The sequence below is a fragment of the Henriciella aquimarina genome (genome assembly GCF_002088975.1).
Taxonomy (GTDB): domain Bacteria; phylum Pseudomonadota; class Alphaproteobacteria; order Caulobacterales; family Hyphomonadaceae; genus Henriciella; species Henriciella aquimarina.
This window is the reverse complement of sequence record NZ_NCST01000072.1, coordinates 42,301-57,333: the sequence shown is the minus strand read 5'-3', so window position 1 is coordinate 57,333 and position 15,033 is coordinate 42,301. Positions and strand designations below refer to the sequence as shown.

Here is a 15,033-nt window from a genome sequence, read left to right as displayed (position 1 = left end):
GATGTCCTTGTAATGTTGGCCGCTGACATCTGTCTTAGACAGGCCGGGCTGCCAAGTAAAATCGGGCCCTGCAAACAGGGCGGTATGCTCTCCCCTGCCCAGCAAGTGCGCTATACTGGCAACACTTTTCCCACTTGCTGCGTTCGACAGTTCATACCGCCTTCACACTGCCTCATTTACAGCTCATAGCGCAGCCCGATCATGCGCCCCAATCCGTGAAAGGACCGTTTTGGCAGGACCCGGCTCGAACAGGACAAGCGCTTCGCGCCCCCCGACCTATGACGCCAGCAGCCAAGGCTGGTTCTCGTCGCTTCTTGCCGGGCGGCCGATCCTGAAATGGGGGCTTGTCACCTGCCTCAGCCTTTTCGTCATCGCCGCGCTGGCCGTCTGGATCTACTGGCAGAGCCTCTATCGCGGCATGCCGGACCTGCCCTCGAATGAAGAGCTGTGGGCCTCCGGCCGCGAGCAGGCCATCGAGTTCGTCGACAATGACGGCGACACAATCGCCATTCGCGGCCCGCGCTATGGCCGGGCGGTGCGCATGGAAGACCTGCCGGCGCATGTGCCCCAGGCCTTCATCGCCGCCGAGGACAAGCGCTTCTACGAGCATGACGGCGCCGACACCCAGGCGATCATGCGTGCGGTCTGGGCCAATGTGACCTCCGGCGAGACGGTCTCGGGCGCCTCCACGATTACCCAGCAGCTGATCAAGAATCTGGTGCTGACGCCCGAGCAGACGCTGAAACGCAAGGCACAGGAAATCCGCCTCGCCCGCCGGCTCGAAAAGCGCCTCAACAAGGAAGAGATCCTCGAACTCTATCTCAACCGCGTCTATTTCGGCGCCGGCTTCTACGGCCTGGGGGCCGCCTCGCGCTTTTATTTCGGCAAGCAGCCCGAAGAGCTCACCGTCGGCGAAGCCTCTCTCCTCGCCACCCTGCCCCAGGCACCCTCGCGGCTGGCGCTCACCAATAATATGGATGACGCCAAGAGCCGCCAGCAATATGTGCTCCGCCAGATGGTCGAGTCCGGCTTCATCACCCCGCAGCAGGCCGAGGCGGCCGAGGCCGAGGACATCGCCCTGACCGAGCCGCCAGAGCGTGACCCGCAATTCGGCTACGCCCTCGACGTGGCGACCGACCGGATCGACGAAATCCTGCCCACCCTGCCGGGCGACCTCATCGTCCAGCTGACCATCGATGCCGAGCTGCAGGCCTCCGTCGATGATGCCTTCAGCAAGCGCATGGAGGAGGAAGGCGCCAAGCAGAAGGCGACGCAGGCGGCCGGCATTGTCATGGACGGCCGCGGGCGCATCCTCGCCATGTATGGCGGCGTCGACTACAATGAGAACCAGTTCAACCGGGCGACCCAGGCCCTGCGCCAGCCCGGCTCCTCCTTCAAGCCGTTCGTCTATGCCACCGCCATCCAGAGTGGACTGACGCCCTATGATGTGCGCCGCGACGAGGAAGTCACCATTGATGGCTGGACGCCGGAAAACTATTCGCGCGTCCATTCCGGGGCCATGACACTCGCGGAAGCGCTGAAGGATTCGATCAATACGGTCGCCGCCCAGCTCGGCCAGGAGGTTGGCGAGGAAAACATCATCGCGCTCGCCAAGCGCTTCGGCATTGCCAGTGCCAGCAAGATGAAGCCCCTGCCCTCCATCGCGCTCGGCAGCCAGGAAGTCACCGTGCGCGATCTGGCGCGCGGCTATGGTGTCTTCATGACCGGCGGCAAGCGCCTCGATCCCTATATCGTCGAGAAGGTCTCCAATTCGCGGGGCGATGTCCTCTATGAACGCCCGGATTATGAGCCCGAGCGCGTCTATCCGGAGAAAGACGCCGAGACCATGGTCGCCATGATGGAGCGCGTCATCCAGGACGGCACGGGTACACGGGCGCGCATCGATGGCTGGCAGCTCGCCGGCAAGACCGGCACCAGCCAGGACTTCCGCGACGCCTGGTTTGCCGGCTATTCGGCCGAACGCGTCGGCGCCGTCTGGGTCGGTAATGATGACGACACGCCGATGGCGCACGTCACCGGCGGCGGCCTGCCAGCCGCGCTCTGGCACGACATGATGGTGCTCGCCCACAAGGATCTCGAACCTGTCCCGCTGAAGGGGGCCGGCTCGCTGATCACGCTCTCCCCGCAGGCGCGCCAGCGCATCGCCTTCTACCGCGATCTCGGCATGGCCTTCGAGGGCGCTGCGACGAACTAGGTCCAGGCAGCCGCCTGCACAGGCAGCTTACGGACCGGTCCCTTCCTCGGCCCGCTCGAAGCTGTCGGCCTGGGCCAGCGCCCATTCCCGCGCGAGCGGCGTATCTGACGGATCGTCGAGAAGGACACCCGGGTCGATCAGATTGTAGGCGCGATGGCCTGGCTCGGCGATATCCTCGGTCACCCGGTGCATGATGTGGCGCGGTGTGAGTTCGGACGGATGTTCGCAACCGGCCGCGCCGATCACTTCCATGAGGGAGCGCACCGTATTGCGATGAAAGTTATAGACCCGCTCGGCCTTGTCCGGAACGACGAGACCGCGCTGGCGCGAGGTATCGGTCGTCGCAATGCCGGTCGGGCAGCGATTGTTGTGGCAGTTGAGCGACTGGATGCAGCCCAGCGAGAACATGAAGCCGCGGGCCGTATTGATCCAGTCCGCCCCGAGCGCCAGTGTCGAGGCCATCGCAAAGGCGGAGATCTGCTTGCCGCTGGCCGCCAGGCGCACTTCATCCTTCAGCCCGCAGCCGACCAGTGCATTACGCACCAGCACCAGCCCCTGGCGCAGCGGTGCGCCGATATGGTCCATGAATTCCGCCGGCGCCGCGCCCGTGCCGCCCTCGGCGCCGTCGACGACGATGAAATCCGGCTTGATGCCGGTGCCGAGAATGGCCTTGCAGATGGCGAGCACTTCCCAGCGATTGCCGACGCAGAGCTTCATGCCCACCGGCTTGCCGCCTGAAAGCTCGCGCAGCTGGGCCACCCAGTCCATCAGCCCGTTCGGCGTCGAGAAGGCGGTATGCGCCGGCGGCGAATAACAGGTCTCGCCGACCGGGATGCCCCGCGCCTCGGCGATCTCGGGCGTCACCTTGGTGCCGGGCAGAACGCCGCCATGGCCGGGCTTGGCCCCCTGGGAGAGCTTGATCTCGATCATCTTGATCTGGTCGTCGGCGGCCACATCCTTGAAGCGTTCCGGATCGAACCCGCCATCCCTGGCCCGGCAGCCGAAATAGCCAGACCCCAGTTCCCAGACGACATCGCCGCCGCCCGCCTTGTGATATTTCGAAAAACCGCCCTCGCCGGTGTCATGGTAGAAACCGCCCATCGCCGCGCCGCGATTGAGCGCCTCGATCGGCTTGGCCCCAAGCGAGCCGAAGCTCATGGCGGAGATGTTGAGGACGCTGGCCGAATAGGGCTTCGCCGTGCCCGGTGCGCCGACCAGCACACGCGGATCGGTCTCGTGCGGGTGGCGCGCGGCGATCGAGTGCGACAGCCACTCATAGGGCGGCTTGTCGATATCGAGCTGGCTGCCAAAGGGTTCAACCGAGGAGACGTTCTTGGCGCGGCGGTACACCATGGCGCGCTCTTCATGGTTGAAGGGCCGACCCTCGGTGTCGCTTTCGACAATGTAGGAGCGCAGGAAGGGCCGCAGCTCTTCGGCGACCCAGCGCACCCGCGCCAGCACCGGGTAATTCCGCCACAGCGTGTGACTGGTCTGGAAGAAGTCGTACACACCAAGCAGTGACAGCGCGCCAAAGATCACGACGCCAACCGAAAACCATGAGCTGACCGATAACAGGGCGGCAAAACCGGCGGTCAGCAGGAAAAGGATGGCGAGTGGCAGGAAACGGTACATGGTGTCGATAGGCCCCCGTCTGGCTTGCGCTTTCAACATAGTGACCTGCCCCGCCGCGGCAATGCGGCAAGGGGGAAGCTGCCGTAAAGATTACAGGGCCGGGCGGCGAATAAAATTCCATCCGCATGGAACCAGTTTCGCCGCCGCCGGGTTGTTGAAATTCCAGAGTGATCTGGAACCGTGCATCGTAACCGGACCATTCACTGTGCACGGTGACGGGCCGGCCCACCTTTCCCGGTGGACCGGCCCGTTTTTTATGGCGTCCGGAACAGAGCTGGCCGTGTCTAGAAGTCGTTGAGCCGCGCAAAGCGGTCGCGATGGAAGCTGGCCGAGCCAAGCAGGGCTTCCTGCACCCGGGCGCGCTTCAGATAGAAACCGGACTCATGGTCGTCGGTCATGCCGATGCCGCCATGCAGCTGCACAGTGTCGTTGGAAACGAGATGCACCGTCTCGCTCGCGCGCGCCTTGGCGACGCTTGCCAGTTCGGCGGTGTCATTGCGCTGCTCGTCCAGGGCCGACAGGGCGGCAGCCACACAGGAGGTCGTCAGCTCGATCTCGGCGAACATCTTCGCGGCGCGGTGCTGCAGCGCCTGGAAGGAGCCGATCAGCTGGCCGAACTGCTTGCGCGTCTGGAGATACTCATGCGTCATCTCGAAGGCGGCGAGCGACGAGCCGACCATCTCGGCCGCAAGCGCGGCCCGGCCCCGGTCGAGCACCGGCTCAAGCAGGTCGTGGCCCTTGTCGGGCGCGCCGAGGACGCCAGCCTCGTCGACATGCACATCCTCCAGCGTCAGATGCGCGGCGCCATGGCTGTCGACGGTGTTCAGCGTCTGCACCGTGACGCCTTTCGCATCGCGCGGCACGAGGAAGAGCGTCAGGCCGTGCGTGTCGCCCGGCTCGCCAAAGGTGCGCGCCACGACGATGAAGACATCGGTATGGTGGCCGTCCTGCACATATTTCTTCGCGCCGTTGAGCGTATAGCCCTGCCCGTCACGCTCGGCTTCGGTCGCCACGCCTGTCGGGTTGTGGTGGCTGCCTTCATCGAGGGCGAGCGCGGTCGTGACCTCGCCGGCGGCAATCTTCGGCAGCCATTCCTTCTTCTGCGCTTCGGTGCCGCCCAGCAGGATGGCGGAGGCGCCAATGCAGGCGGTCTGCAGGAGCGGCGTGGAGGCCAGCGTGCGGCCCTGGGCTTCCATCACCTGGCCAAGGGCAACCATGCCCATGCCGACCCCGTCATACTCCTCCGGGATGAGCACCCCGAAAAAGCCGAGCTCGGCCAGCTGCTGGCGGGCGTCCGGATCGACGCCGTTCTTGCCATTGTCGCGAAGCCCTCGCAGGTGCTTCACCGGCAGCTCGTCGCGCGTGAAGTTCACTGCGGTATCGCGCAGCATCTCCTGGTCTTCTGTCAGTACAAACGTCATTTTTCTCAACCCATATTATCGAGAACGGCGTCTCGAACTTCCTTCGTAATCTTCTTGCTGGTCCAGCCGAGCGCGAGCCAGAAAACGGCGAGTGCCACAAGGATGAGAACAACATCCAGGGGCATGCGGTGGCCGGCGGCGATGCCGAGCAGGAGGTAGATCAGGATAGGAGCGGCGGCGGCGATCCAGACATATTTGTGCAAGCCGGGCCGCGTCCTGATCAGTCCCGTGACGATGCCGGCCAGCACGGGCAGGCCGATCACCACAAAGAGGACAACCCACATCGGCATCCATGACCTCTACTGATGCTCGCGCAGGCCGAGGACACGTTTGGCGATGACATTGAGATTGATCTCGCTGGTCCCGCCTTCGATGGAATTGCCCTTCGAGCGCAGCCAGCCGCGCGTCGACTTGATCGCATCCTCCTCGAAGCCCTGCCCCGACCAGCCGAGGCCCTCGGTGCCCAGCGCCTCGATGATCAGCTCGAACTTGTCCTGGTTCATCTTGGCGGCGGCGTATTTCAGGATGGAGGCGGTGTGACCCACTTCCTGGCCGGCCTTGGCCTGCTCGCCAGTGCGCTGCACGGTCAGTTCGAACGCCTTGGCATACATGAGATGCTCGGCGATGCGACCGCGCAGGTCGCCGTCGAGGACGCGGCCCTCCTTGTCGGTCCCCACATGGAGCTTGGCATAACCATCCGGCCCGAGCGCGCCGGACGCGCCGAGGCCGCCAAAGCCACCGGCCGAGATGGACGAGCGCTCGAACTGGAGCAGGCGCTTGGCAATCTTCCAGCCGCCATTCACCTCTCCGACAAGCTGGTCCTTCGGCACCTTTACATCGTTGAAGAAGGTCTCGCAGAAAGGCGACGAGCCGGAGATGAGCTTGATCGGCCGGGCCTCGACGCCGTCGCTTTCCATGTCGAACAGGATGAAGCTGATGCCTTCATGCTTCTTGGTGTTGTCGGTGCGCACCAGGCAGAAAATCCAGTCGGCCTGATCGGCGTATGAGGTCCAGACCTTCTGACCATTGATGAGATAGTGGTCGCCCTTGTCCTCGCACTTGGTCTGCAGGCCGGCGAGGTCGGAGCCGGCGCCCGGCTCGGAATAGCCCTGGCACCAACGTGTCTTGCCCATCACGATGTCGGGCAGAAAACGCTTCTTCTGTTCCTCATTGCCGAACTCCAGCAGCGCCGGGCCGAACATCCAGAGGCCGAAGGAAAAGAGCGGCGGGCGCGCCTTGATGCGCGCCATCTCCTGGTCGACCACCTTGGCCTGCTCGCGGGAGAGCCCACCGCCACCATATTCGGTGGGCCAGGTCGGCGCGGTCCAGCCTTTCTCGCCCATGCGCTCAAGCCAGACTTTCGAGTCCGGGTTCTTGAACTTCTCACGCCGTCCGCCCCAGACGACTTCGTCTTCGGGCATCGGCGTGCGCATCGATGGCGGACAATTCTCCTCAAGCCAGTCACGCACCTCTGTGCGGAAGGCGTCGAGATCGACAGGCGTATCGTATGGCATGGGGGCAGGCTCCTCCGGCGTGTACCTCTTGTTTCTGATAGTACACTAGTGCCACCGGTATTGAAGGTCCAAGCCTTCCTTTGCGTCAGAGCGTCCCGCCTTTCGCAGCCGGCAGAGACCTACTCCGCGAGAACCGTCTCCAGCCCGGCCAGAAGCTCGTCCTGGAAGCGCTCCGGCGCCTCGATGTGCGGACTGTGGCCGAGGTCGGGAAAGGTCACCAGCCTCGCGTCCGGAATCGCCTGCTCGGTTTCGCGTGCGAGCGTCTCGTAATTGCCGAGCTCGGCCTGCACCGCTTCGCTCGCCCGGCCTTTGCCGAGCGCGGTATTGTCCTTCTCGCCGATCAGAAGCAGCGTCGGCACTGCAATGTCCGGGAATTCGTGGACGACCGGCTGATTGAAGACCATGTCGGCGGTCAGCGCCTGGTGCCAGGCGGTGATCCTGCCGCCCTCGCCCTGATACATGCTCCACAGCATGTCGACCCAGCGGTCATAGCGGTCTTTCCACTCCCCGACATAATAGGTCGATTGCTGATAGGCCTTGATGCCGTCCCGCGTCGTCTTGAGCTGGCCCTCATAGAGCTCATCGACGGTGACGTTCGGCACGCCCTTGGCGCGCCAGTCTTCCAGCCCGATCGGGTTGAGCAGGACAAGCGCGCCCGTCGTGTCCGGATATTGCAGCGCATAACGCGCCGCCAGCATGCCGCCCATGGAGTGGCCCATGATCACTGGGTCGTCGACACCGAGCGCTTCGAGAAGCCCGTGCGTGTTCGCCGCCAGCGTGTGCAGGCCATACTGATAGCCCTGCGGCTTCGATGATTTGCAGAAGCCGATCTGGTCGGGCGCGACGACACGGTAGCCGGCATCCAGCAGCGCCTGCATGGTGACCTCCCAGGTCGCCGCGCAGAAATTCTTGCCGTGAAGCAGGACCACCGTCTCGCCATTGGCCTGTTCGGGAGTGACATCAAGATAGGCCATTTCCAGCGCGTGACCCTGGCTGACAAGGGCGTGGCGTTCCACCGGCCAGGGGTAGTCGAAATCCGACAGCATCGGGTCGGCCGCCGCCGGTGCCGTCATCACCAGTCCTGCCAGCGCGCTCAGCAGATATTTCATGGGAGATCCCCTCTTTCTCGAACAGGTCTGGGAAGCGAATGCGCAGGCCCTCAACCCTGTTCCCTGACATCGCCGTGAGCGGCTAGCGCCCGAACCGGCCCAGAAGGCCGTGCTCGGGCCCGGTCTCGAAGCCGGCCAGATTGATGGCGTGGACGAAGGCGATGAAGATGCCCAGCACACACATCACCATGACCAGCCCCCACGGGACCTGGTTCGGCCGGCCATCCTTGCGCATGCCCCCCATCTTCCGGTTCGCGAAGACGATCATGCCCGTGAGGGCGGTGATGACGGAAAGCGTGATGATCCAGGAGGCCATGCAGGTGTCTCGTCGGAAGCGTCGGGCCAGTGCGGTGTCTTGGCCCAGAAGGAGGGCTTTATGAGCAAGCCGTAAAAGGCGTTCAAGGCGGCAAATGTCTGCAGCGGCCAGTAGAGAGGACGGCTGAGAATGGCAAGGCAGCGCGAGAAGCTCCAGCGGCCCGGCGCCAGCACTTCCGTCAGCGCTCCGCTCGCCCAGCCAAGACCGAACAGCGCAAAGCTCACCACTTCCGGGCCGAGCTGTGGAAACAGGAGGCCCAGCAGGACGAGAAGGGTCATGGGGCCATAAAGGAAAGCGCTCAGGATCGCCCCCATCAGGGTGAGCTGCAGGCTGATCCAGCGCATCGCGCCCAGCTCTCCGATGAGGCTGAACGGCCGGCGCATGCAGACAAGCCAGGTCTGCATGAAGCCCTTGATCCAGCGGGTGCGCTGGCGGAACCAGACGCCATAGGTCTCCGGAGCGGCCTCATAGGTCGGGGCCCCGATGGAGCGCACCGCGCCGCCAAGCCGGGCAAACCGCACGCCGAGATCGGCGTCCTCTGTGACGTTCCAGGCGTCCCAGCCCCCGGCCGCCAGCAGGCTGGTGCGGCGGAAATGATTGCTCGTCCCGCCCAGCATCACCGGATGGCCGATCCTGGCGAGCGCCGGGATGACGAGGCCGAACTGCACCCGGTATTCAAGCGCCCAGTGCGCCGCGATCCAGCTGCCCGCCCCGTTCGACGCATAGAGCGGAGCCTGCACCGCGGCCGCCCATCCCCCGCCCGACGCCAGAGCCGCATGGGCAGCCCGTAACTGGCCGGGATGCGGACGGTCCTCGGCGTCATAGATGACGATGTAATCACCCCTTGCCCGCGACAGGCCGAAATTGAGCGCCCGGGGCTTGGTCAGCGGCTGGCCGGGCGGCACGCTTAGTAGGCGCGCCGCGGGCGGAAAGGCCGCTTTCTGGACAGCCTCGCGCGTGGCGGTGTCATCGGCCTCGACCAGCAGGAGGATCTCAAGCCGGTCGGCCGGCCAGTCGAGCGCGCCAAGGCTGGCGGCAAGCTGGGCCATCATATTGGCCTCGTCGCGCAAGGGCACGAGCACGCTATAGACCGGCAAATCCTCATCGATGTCTTCCAGCTCTGGCCGTTTATCCGGCGAAAGCCGTCCCATCCAGCCCGCAAAGGCCAGGCCGAATCGCCAGCAGACAATGACAAAGAAGAGCGACCAGACGAAAACCTTCAGCCCTGTCAGCATCATCACCGGTGCGCGGTAGCCGCCATAGACCAGCCCGGCGACAACCAGGGCGAAGACGATCCAGTGCAACACCGTCGGAACGCCCCGCGCACTCATCCAGGGCGGCAGCGCCTGCGACGCGGCAATCGCGTCCGTCAGCGACGCGGGGCGTTCGCCGGCCCCGCGTGTTGCCGCGTCTTCCCCTGCCCCGCCAGATGACGGAACGGCGCTGTCCTTGCCCATGATGCCCTCGCCCATGAAACAACGTCAGCGCAATTCATCCTGTATTTCAAGTTGCAGGAACCGCGTCTTTCAGATGCTCGGCACAGGCCCGCCCGCTTTCCCACGCCAGTTCGATGCGCGGGCCGGTGCACCAGTCTCCGATCGCGGCGATTTGTCTCTCTGCGTCCCAGCCGAAAACGGTGCCGGCAGGTCGCTCGACAAGCGCATATCGCCAGCGATGGGCCGCGACGTGGACCGGGGCCATGGCCCCCGTCATGACCCGGAACTCTCCAACCAGCTCAGCGGCCACGCTGTCGGCTTCCCGGTCGATATTCGCCGCCGACCATTCAGGCGTGGCATGCAGCACCCAGCTTTCGGCACGCACCCGGCCCGGCTTGGACGCATTGCGCGCAATCCATCCAAGAGGCGACCCGAAGACGCGCGCCCCGTCCCAGGGCGTCGCAACCGGACGGTCAAAGGCGAGCATCACAGCCCAGCATGGCAGAGAGCGCGCCTCGCCGGCTTCTGCGGCAAGCTGCGGACTGGCCCCAGCCAGCAGATCGGCCGCCTGTTCACCCGGGACGGCGCAGATCACGACATCGAAGGGCCCGGCCTCTCCGCCGTCTTCGAAACGGATCCAGCGGCCATTTCCATCAAAGACGATTCCGGTGGCCCGCCAGCCCCAGAGGATCGACTGGCCCTCAGCCAAAGCCTTGAGCATTGCGTTCATCGAGGGGGTGCCGACAAACAGGCTCTCGCGATCCGCTTCGTCGGCGCGTGGCGCGACATGCCACCCCTCCGCCTCCTTCCGGATATCGGCCAGGCGCGGACGCCACTGTTTGACAGCGCCTTCGGCCTGCAGGCCGGCGAGTTCGGCGCGGAAGGCCTCATCGCGCGCGGTGAAATACTGGGCGCCGTGGTCGAAGCGAACCTCGCCAATGCTGGTCTTTGCCCGCCGGGTGGACATCCGCCCCCCCGCGCCTCGCCCCTTGTCGAAGAGGCTGACCTTGCAGCCCGCCGCGGTTAACCGTCGCGCTGCACTTAGTCCGGCAATTCCGGCTCCGATAATTCCGACATTCATTCTGAAGTCACTTACTTACCCATCTTTGGGATCTAGCCCGGCGCGGCGAAAGGCAAGGGTCTGGATGCTGTGGATGACAGCTCTAGCTTGTCGCCGGGACAGCATGAGGCACAGGGCATGGCCAAACCGGCGCGGGACAAGCGAGCCACCTCCCCCGGACAGCGTGGCAAGGGCAACTTGCCGTCAAAGCCGTGCGCGGTCTGCGGGCGCCAATTCTCCTGGCGAAAGAAGTGGGAAAAGGTCTGGCACGAGGTCCGATTCTGCTGTGAGCGCTGCCGCCGGGCATCGAAATCCCGCCCTCAAGGCTGAAATTATCGAAAAACAATAAAAATAATGCCTTGTTTTTATTGGTGTTCACCGTTTTTCGGAAAAAAGTTATTGATTTTCGATAAGTCGCGTCTTAACTCTTGGTCATCGGCGGACACAACAAAACAACCCCGCCGGCAGAGAAACGAAACCAAACCAGACCGGCATCAAGACCGGATACTTGCAACAAAGGAGTACAATAGATGTCCCCGCTCGCCTCCCAGAGCTTCCCTGCTTCGGCCCAACCGGTTGAAGCCCCGTCCCTGGCCCCGATGGTCGCCCCCGTCCGGACGGACCGGACCACCGCAGCGGCCAATGACAATACGGGCGCCTGGAAACCCAGCCTGCTGGTCCAGCGCCGTCGCAGGTCCGCCCGGCGCGCGGTGCACTATTAATCAGAACGGGGCCTGACGGGCTCACTCCTTGCGCCGTCCCGTCAGCGTCTCTACCCGGAACCGCCCTGCCCCGCCCGGCAGGGCGGTTCAACTTTATGAATCAGGCGAGCGACTTCGGCTTGATGAAGGTCTGCAGCTTGAAATGGACCGGGACATAGGGTCCGTCCTCTTCCTGCTCGAACAGCGCGGCCGCCGAGGTCGGGAATTTCGCGGCCAGCCGCATCGCGGCCTGATGATTGTCGCTGCCCGCCTGGCGCAGGATAGAGCCCGACAGCTCATGCAGGCCGGGATTGTGACCGATCACGATCAGCGTGCCGGCATCGGCCTGGGCGGCGATCTGCGTCTCGATGGCCGGAATCCCTGCGAGATAGAGATCGTCGGAGATGACCTTTTCGCACTCGGGAAAGACCAGCGACAGGTGGCGCCAGGTCTCGCGCGTGCGCCGCGAGGAGGAGATCAGCGCCCGGTCGGGGGCCCAGCCATATTGCTGCAGCGCGACGGCAACCGCCTCGGCATCGCCATGCCCCCGCGGAGTAAGGATGCGGTCGCGGTCCTTCACCCCCTCGTTCCAGGGTTCAGTCTTGGCGTGCCGCATCAGGATCAGGCGTTTCATGTGCTCCGGACAGTCCCCATAGGTGTAGTAAAATTAAACGACTGAATCAGCCCGGCAAACTTGTCGTCCGGCGTGCTCCGACCCATCTTCGCCGTCAAGATTAAAGCAATCAATGGAGAATTCCATGAGCCTCCTGCTTGGCGACGTTGCCCCCGATTTCGAAGCAGATACCACGGAAGGCAAGATCAGTTTTCACGACTGGATCGGCGATGACTGGGTTGTCTTCTTTTCCCACCCGGCCGATTTCACGCCCGTTTGCACGACGGAACTCGGCTACACAGCAAAACTGAAGGATGAGCTGGCCGCGCGCGGCGCAAAGGCCATTGTCATTTCTGCCGACAGTCTCGAGGATCACAAGAACTGGATCGGCGACATCGAGGAGACCCAGGGCTGCAAGGTCGATTTCCCGATCATTGCCGACCCGGACAAGAAGGTCGCGACCCTCTACAACATGATCCACCCGAACGCCGATCCGAAGGTGACGGTGCGGGCGGTCTATGTCATCGACCCGAACAAGAAGATCCGCGCCTCCATCGTCTATCCGCCGAGCGCGGGCCGGAACTTCAACGAGATCCTGCGCCTGATCGACTCCCTGCAGCTGACTGATGGCTACAAGGTTGCCACGCCGGTCAACTGGCAGCCGGGCGAAGACGTGATCATCGTGCCGAGCGTGTCCGACGAGGATGCCGACAAGCTCTTCCCGAAAGGCTACAAGACGGTGAAGCCGTATCTGCGCACCACGCCGCAGCCGGACAAGTAAGGGGCTCTCCCCCACGAATCAGAAAACCGCGCCGGGGCCACCGGCGCGGTTTTTCTGTTTGGGATTGTCGCTCCGGCCTAGCGAGTGGCGAGGAAGCGGACGAATTTCTGACTACGGGTCATCTTGCGGCGTTTCAGGCCAAGGCCCCTGCGCAGGGCTGTCGGTTGCTCATGGATGGAGCGCAGCATGCGCAGCCGTTTCAACGCCTTGTTCTTTGCGGATTTCTTGCTGAATAAAGCGATAGCGAACCTCTTTCGGTTATTGTCTGACCATAGCACAAAACCGGCGCGAACCGAAGGCCGCCGGCGGGTTTGCCGCAGGCCGCCCCCTCGCGCGGAAGATGAAATCGGCGCAAGCGACGTAAATCTGTACCAGAATCCCGGTAAGTCCCGATTTCATGATCAAGACGACCTGGCTGTCTGTCCTTTCCAATCGTGGCGGAAGCACGCCGAATGACGACCGGGCGGGCGGCACCAGCGGGCTCGACAATGGCTATGCCTGGGTCATCGACGGAGCGACGGGCGTCACCTCCGACGTCTATGTTCCGGGCGCCGACAGCGATGCCGCCTGGCTTGCCGAACAGCTGGACCGCTATTTCTCAGACCTTCCGCGCGGCGCCACGCCGGTGCGCGTCCCGATCCGGCGGATCCTCGGGCGCGTGCGGGATGACTATATGCTGGCGGTTGCCGGCAAGGACGTGCCAGATTTCGCCATCCCCTCGGCGGCCGGGCTGTTCTGCGGCTGGGAGCGGTGTGGCCGCCGCCTGCACCTTCGCTTCACCGGGCTCGGCGATTGCAGCGCCATCCTGCGCGTCGGCGACGGCACGATCCATGTCGTGGGCGACCTGAGCCATGGCGGCGGCGATGCCGAGCGCCTCTCCACCTTCGCGGCTTTCAGTGGCGCCACCGACCCCGCCGCCCAGGAAGCACTCTGGTCGCATTTGCGCGAGCAGCGCCGGCTGATGAACCGGCCCGGCGGCTACTGGGTGTTCTCGATCACACCGGAAGCCGCCAGCCATATGCGCGAATACACCTTCGCCCTGCCCGCCCCGGTCGACATGCTGCTGATGACGGATGGCTTCGCCCGGCTGATCGACCATTTCACGGCCTATACGCCCGGGGGCCTGATCGCTGCCGCCATGCAGGACGGCCTCGACCCGCTCTACCGGCTATTGCGCCAGCTCGAAGCCGACGATCCCGATTGCCGGAAAGCGCCGCGCGTAAAGAAAGAGGACGACGCAAGCGCCGTCCTCGTCCACATCGATTCCGATGGATATTAGCCCGGATCAGCCCGCGACGGGGTTCTTCACCTTGCCGTTCACGAGGTCCGAATAATCGGTCACAAGCGCCTCGGTGACCGCATCCGGCGTGTATTGGACATCGCCGATGGAGCGCACCGGCGTGATCTCGGCGGCTGTGCCGGTGATAAAGCATTCCGAGAAGGTCGGCAGTTCTTCCGGCAGGATGGTGCGCTCGACCACCTCGATGCCCCGCGCCTCGGCGAGCTTGATCGCGGTCTGACGGGTGATGCCGTTCAGGAAGCAGTCCGGCGTCGGCGTGTGCAGCGCGCCATCGCGCAGGAAGAAGATGTTCGCGCCAGTCGCCTCGGCCACATGGCCGCGCCAGTCGAGCATCAGGGCGTCGGCATAGCCGTCGCGCTCGGCAGCGTGCTTGGACAGGGTACAGATCATGTAGAGCCCGGCCGCCTTGGCGTCGCAGGGCGCGGTCTTCGGGTCGGGACGGCGCCACTGCGAATGGGTCAGCGCGATGCCCTTCATCTTGTCCTTGAAATAGTCGCCCCAGTGCCAGACGGCGATGGCGAGGTGGATCTTGTTGTTCTGGGCCGAGACGCCCATCATCTCGCTGCCGCGCCAGGCGAAGGCACGCACATAGGCGCTGTCCAGGCCGGACTTGGCGAGCGTTTCCTTCTTGGCGTCTTCCAGCTGCTCGACCGTGCCGGGCACCGTGAAGTCGAGAATCTCCGCGGAGCGGTGCAGGCGTTCCGAGTGGCGCCGCGATTCGAAAATCTGGCCGCCATAGGCGCGCTCGCCCTCGAAGACGCAGGAGGCATAGTGCAGGCCATGGGTCAGGACGTGAATATTCGCCTCGCGCCACGGGACGAACTCGCCGTCCATCCAGATGTATCCGTCGCGATCATGATACGGGATGGAAGCCATTTTTTATGTCCTCGCTTGAACTTCTAAAAGAAAACCGCTCCATTCTCAGACTGTGGCAT

General features: G+C 64.1%; 16 protein-coding genes. 5 read left to right on the top strand and 11 right to left on the bottom strand.

The features are described from left to right. The first annotated feature begins 229 nt into the window (after positions 1–229). Positions 230–2,215: a transglycosylase domain-containing protein gene (locus B8784_RS11480; protein WP_084398091.1), complete on the top strand. Its 1,986-nt coding sequence runs from the start codon at positions 230–232 to the stop codon at positions 2,213–2,215. Positions 2,216–2,242: 27 nt separating this feature from the next. Here the strand turns inward: B8784_RS11480 and B8784_RS11475 are convergent, their stop codons facing one another. From B8784_RS11475 to B8784_RS11440, 8 genes are all read right to left on the bottom strand, one after another. Further along, on the bottom strand, positions 2,243–3,886 hold the full coding sequence (locus B8784_RS11475) for an FMN-binding glutamate synthase family protein (RefSeq protein ID WP_233356076.1): 1,644 nt from the start codon (positions 3,884–3,886) through the stop codon (positions 2,243–2,245). 245 nt (positions 3,887–4,131) lie between these two features. Beyond that, the gene (locus B8784_RS11470) at positions 4,132–5,268 is read right to left on the bottom strand and encodes an acyl-CoA dehydrogenase family protein (protein ID WP_084398089.1); all 1,137 of its coding nucleotides are present in this window, start codon (positions 5,266–5,268) and stop codon (positions 4,132–4,134) included. A gap of 5 nt (positions 5,269–5,273) precedes the next feature. Further along, on the bottom strand, positions 5,274–5,558 hold the full coding sequence (locus B8784_RS11465; protein ID WP_143435444.1) for a hypothetical protein: 285 nt from the start codon (positions 5,556–5,558) through the stop codon (positions 5,274–5,276). Positions 5,559–5,567: 9 nt separating this feature from the next. Next, positions 5,568–6,782, bottom strand: coding sequence for an acyl-CoA dehydrogenase family protein (locus B8784_RS11460; RefSeq protein ID WP_084398087.1), 1,215 nt, complete (start codon positions 6,780–6,782; stop codon positions 5,568–5,570). A 119-nt stretch (positions 6,783–6,901) separates the two neighbouring features. Further along, positions 6,902–7,891 carry an alpha/beta fold hydrolase gene (locus tag B8784_RS11455; protein ID WP_084398086.1) on the bottom strand — a complete coding sequence of 330 codons (990 nt, stop codon included), beginning with the start codon at positions 7,889–7,891 and terminating at the stop codon, positions 6,902–6,904. A gap of 82 nt (positions 7,892–7,973) precedes the next feature. Further along, positions 7,974–8,207 carry a hypothetical protein gene (locus B8784_RS11450; protein WP_084398085.1) on the bottom strand — a complete coding sequence of 78 codons (234 nt, stop codon included), beginning with the start codon at positions 8,205–8,207 and terminating at the stop codon, positions 7,974–7,976. Then, entirely contained in the window at positions 8,156–9,679 is a 1,524-nt protein-coding gene (locus B8784_RS11445; RefSeq protein WP_084398084.1) for a glycosyltransferase family 2 protein, read from the bottom strand. Before B8784_RS11445 ends, B8784_RS11450 begins: the two co-directional genes overlap by 52 nt. A 31-nt stretch (positions 9,680–9,710) precedes the next feature. Next, positions 9,711–10,724, bottom strand: a complete 1,014-nt coding sequence (locus B8784_RS11440; protein WP_084398083.1) for an NAD(P)/FAD-dependent oxidoreductase — start codon at positions 10,722–10,724, stop codon at positions 9,711–9,713. 117 nt (positions 10,725–10,841) lie between these two features. On the opposite strand from B8784_RS11440, the gene B8784_RS22070 reads away from it, so the two are divergent. Then, a complete protein-coding gene (locus tag B8784_RS22070) occupies positions 10,842–11,033 on the top strand; it encodes a DUF2256 domain-containing protein (RefSeq protein WP_084398082.1) in 192 nt (63 codons plus the stop codon). A 200-nt stretch (positions 11,034–11,233) separates the two neighbouring features. Beyond that, complete coding sequence (locus tag B8784_RS11430) at positions 11,234–11,425, top strand: hypothetical protein (protein WP_084398081.1); 192 nt, start codon at positions 11,234–11,236, stop codon at positions 11,423–11,425. 100 nt (positions 11,426–11,525) lie between these two features. On the opposite strand, the gene B8784_RS11425 is transcribed toward B8784_RS11430, so the two are convergent. Further along, positions 11,526–12,038, bottom strand: a complete 513-nt coding sequence (locus tag B8784_RS11425) for a SixA phosphatase family protein (protein ID WP_084398080.1) — start codon at positions 12,036–12,038, stop codon at positions 11,526–11,528. A 124-nt stretch (positions 12,039–12,162) separates the two neighbouring features. Here B8784_RS11425 and B8784_RS11420 point away from each other — a divergent pair, with 124 nt between their 5' ends. Further along, entirely contained in the window at positions 12,163–12,798 is a 636-nt protein-coding gene (locus B8784_RS11420; protein WP_084398155.1) for a peroxiredoxin, read from the top strand. A 77-nt stretch (positions 12,799–12,875) separates the two neighbouring features. On the opposite strand, the gene B8784_RS22065 is transcribed toward B8784_RS11420, so the two are convergent. Next, positions 12,876–13,001 (bottom strand): hypothetical protein, encoded by a 126-nt coding sequence (locus B8784_RS22065; protein WP_267889981.1) that lies wholly within the window; start codon positions 12,999–13,001, stop codon positions 12,876–12,878. A 194-nt stretch (positions 13,002–13,195) separates the two neighbouring features. On the opposite strand from B8784_RS22065, the gene B8784_RS11415 reads away from it, so the two are divergent. Continuing rightward, the gene (locus tag B8784_RS11415; protein ID WP_084398079.1) at positions 13,196–14,077 is read left to right on the top strand and encodes a protein phosphatase 2C domain-containing protein; all 882 of its coding nucleotides are present in this window, start codon (positions 13,196–13,198) and stop codon (positions 14,075–14,077) included. Positions 14,078–14,083: 6 nt separating this feature from the next. On the opposite strand, the gene B8784_RS11410 is transcribed toward B8784_RS11415, so the two are convergent. Continuing rightward, positions 14,084–14,974: a branched-chain amino acid aminotransferase gene (locus B8784_RS11410; RefSeq protein ID WP_084398078.1), complete on the bottom strand. Its 891-nt coding sequence runs from the start codon at positions 14,972–14,974 to the stop codon at positions 14,084–14,086. Positions 14,975–15,033: the final 59 nt, after the last annotated feature.

Bases quoted from the DNA above. Each gene is read 5' to 3' on its own strand.
- B8784_RS11475 (WP_233356076.1), bottom strand. From the start codon at position 3,886: ATGTTGAAAGCGCAAGCCAGACGGGGGCCTATCGACACCATGTACCGT.
- B8784_RS11470 (WP_084398089.1), bottom strand. From the start codon at position 5,268: ATGACGTTTGTACTGACAGAAGACCAGGAGATGCTGCGCGATACCGCA.
- B8784_RS11465 (WP_143435444.1), bottom strand. From the start codon at position 5,558: ATGCCGATGTGGGTTGTCCTCTTTGTGGTGATCGGCCTGCCCGTGCTG.
- B8784_RS11460 (WP_084398087.1), bottom strand. From the start codon at position 6,782: ATGCCATACGATACGCCTGTCGATCTCGACGCCTTCCGCACAGAGGTG.
- B8784_RS11455 (WP_084398086.1), bottom strand. From the start codon at position 7,891: ATGAAATATCTGCTGAGCGCGCTGGCAGGACTGGTGATGACGGCACCG.
- B8784_RS11450 (WP_084398085.1), bottom strand. From the start codon at position 8,207: ATGGCCTCCTGGATCATCACGCTTTCCGTCATCACCGCCCTCACGGGC.
- B8784_RS11445 (WP_084398084.1), bottom strand. From the start codon at position 9,679: ATGGGCGAGGGCATCATGGGCAAGGACAGCGCCGTTCCGTCATCTGGC.
- B8784_RS11440 (WP_084398083.1), bottom strand. From the start codon at position 10,724: ATGAATGTCGGAATTATCGGAGCCGGAATTGCCGGACTAAGTGCAGCG.
- B8784_RS22070 (WP_084398082.1), top strand. From the start codon at position 10,842: ATGGCCAAACCGGCGCGGGACAAGCGAGCCACCTCCCCCGGACAGCGT.
- B8784_RS11430 (WP_084398081.1), top strand. From the start codon at position 11,234: ATGTCCCCGCTCGCCTCCCAGAGCTTCCCTGCTTCGGCCCAACCGGTT.
- B8784_RS11425 (WP_084398080.1), bottom strand. From the start codon at position 12,038: ATGAAACGCCTGATCCTGATGCGGCACGCCAAGACTGAACCCTGGAAC.
- B8784_RS11420 (WP_084398155.1), top strand. From the start codon at position 12,163: ATGAGCCTCCTGCTTGGCGACGTTGCCCCCGATTTCGAAGCAGATACC.
- B8784_RS11415 (WP_084398079.1), top strand. From the start codon at position 13,196: ATGATCAAGACGACCTGGCTGTCTGTCCTTTCCAATCGTGGCGGAAGC.
- B8784_RS11410 (WP_084398078.1), bottom strand. From the start codon at position 14,974: ATGGCTTCCATCCCGTATCATGATCGCGACGGATACATCTGGATGGAC.